The organism is Aureibaculum marinum (assembly GCF_003813905.1).
Lineage (GTDB): Bacteria > Bacteroidota > Bacteroidia > Flavobacteriales > Flavobacteriaceae > Aureibaculum > Aureibaculum marinum.
The window spans coordinates 1-1,982 of the sequence record NZ_RPFJ01000077.1; the positions used below are offsets into that span (position 1 = coordinate 1).

The following is a 1,982-nucleotide window of genomic DNA, read 5'->3' on the forward strand; positions in this document are numbered from 1 at the left end:
TATTTATCTGGAATTAGATACGGAAGACCGAGAAAGGGTTTGCTCATACATTGAGGAATTAATGGACATTGTGGAATTGGAAAGCTCGAATGGACAACTCAATAAATTTATGTACGATTTTGACCCAATGGAAAAGCCGAAAGAAAAAAAGTGGACTGATTCGCACGGAAACGTCTTTATCGAGAAAGGAACTGAAGTTTCAATAATCCCAGCGAAATACAATAAAACAGGAAAAACATATAGAGTATTTATTTTCAATGAAACCTCTGATGAAATTGGAATCATCGAAAATCTAAAAATAAATCCAAATGAATTTAAAGTTTTTAATTTAAAAGATACTGACACTCTTAAATTAGATAATGGAGTGAAATTTATGTTTGGTGAAACTTATGGACTTGAAATTGAGGACAAGAAATCACAAGTTAGTGGTCTTGGAGGAAAATTTTTAGACGAATATAAAGTTCCTGACGATGCTGAATGGGCTTTTGTTATAGTTCCAGTAGGAAAAGGAGATTAAAAATAAAAACTGTTGCCAACAAAGTATCCTATGAAAAGCACTAGTCACTCACTTCAAAGTTAATATTTTATTTTTAATTATTACATAATGATGTTTTTGGGGTGTTAAATTGTTGATAATCCTTTTTACCCTTTAGACTGATTATCAACAATTTAATACCATATATAACTTGCTCCGCATCCTATATGTGATCAACTTCTAGAGTCGTCACCAGCATCTGTATGATTATAAGTTATAATAAATCTGTCCACTTGCTATAAATGTGTGATACCTCATTTTTTGGGTTCACCTACGTTGTTTTGTGATACAGACTTTTAATACTTTGCATTGAGCTTTGTTATGTTATTATTCTATTCTAATACTCCTATCTGATAGGGAATTCTTGTTTTTATTACGGCTAATGTTCTACTTAATAACTTCCTTGCTATTTTTACGATGATACTTTTTGGGTTCTTACCTATATGTTTTCTGTAATACGACTGCATTACTGGATCTGTACGTATCGCTTGCCATGAAGCTTCAATGAAATAACTTCGTATTAATCGATGAGATCGTCTTGTGATTCCCGTATGTCTTAAATTATCTCCACTTTGGTGTACTCCGGGAGCCAAACCTACATAACCTGCAAAATGTTTTATGCTCTTAAAACGTCTTAGGTCTCCCAACTCACATAAAATACCACAGGCTACTATACCTCCAATACCCGGAATACTTCTGAGCAAATTATAATCTTCTTTATAATACTGTTTGCAATACTTACGCATCATCGTAGATACATCTCGTAATTCTTGGTCAATAAACCTGAAACTACGCATGCGACTATCTAAGGTGAATCGCAAAGTAGGATACTCAAATTCCAAAGTATCAATCCAATTTCTATACTTATGACTCCAATGGTCATTATCAAACTCTTGAGGTACTTCTATGCCAAAGTATAACAATTGCATTTTTATATAACTTTTTATACGTCTAAAATCCTTAACCAAATCATTTCGTCTTCTAAACATGCTACGTAATTGTTCTCGTTGAACTTCTGGTATAACAATACTCTCCAAACGACCATCTTTGAGCTCTCTGCTTATTAATTGGGCATCTATTTTATCTGTTTTGGTATATTTTTCTTTACCCTTTCTATGGATATCTGCAGGGTTAACTACCAACGAACGCCAACCATAACTTTTAAAACTACGATGTGCACTGTAACCACAACAACCCGCCTCATATGCTGTGCAAACTTCATAACCTGCAAAATGTTTTAATACATAGTCTTTCAAAATTTCTGGCTTTGGTGGCATCGTAAATGATTTACCAGAAAATAGATCTGTAGCACAATGTATTTTCCAACTTCGTTTGTGTATGTCAATTCCAATGAATAACTTTGGTTGAGCAGTAGATTCTGTTTTCATATCTTATCGTTTTGGTGAACTTTAAAGATAAGCAATCTGCTGCTTTTTCATAGATGCTA

At 33.4% G+C, this 1,982-nt stretch carries 2 protein-coding genes; one reads left to right on the plus strand and one right to left on the minus strand.

Features of this window, described 5'->3' with window-relative positions:
* Positions 1 to 517 (plus strand): DUF4844 domain-containing protein (locus tag EGM88_RS16080; protein ID WP_238988463.1); only part of this gene is annotated, 517 nt, incomplete at its 5' end.
* 350 nt (positions 518 to 867) lie between these two features.
* Here the strand turns inward: EGM88_RS16080 and EGM88_RS14980 are convergent.
* Entirely contained in the window at positions 868 to 1,923 is a 1,056-nt protein-coding gene (locus EGM88_RS14980; RefSeq protein WP_123899232.1) for an IS110 family RNA-guided transposase, read from the minus strand.
* Positions 1,924 to 1,982 lie beyond the last annotated feature (59 nt).

Coding starts and splice junctions, on each gene's coding strand:
- EGM88_RS14980 (WP_123899232.1), bottom strand. CDS start 1,923: ATGAAAACAGAATCTACTGCTCAACCAAAGTTATTCATTGGAATTGAC.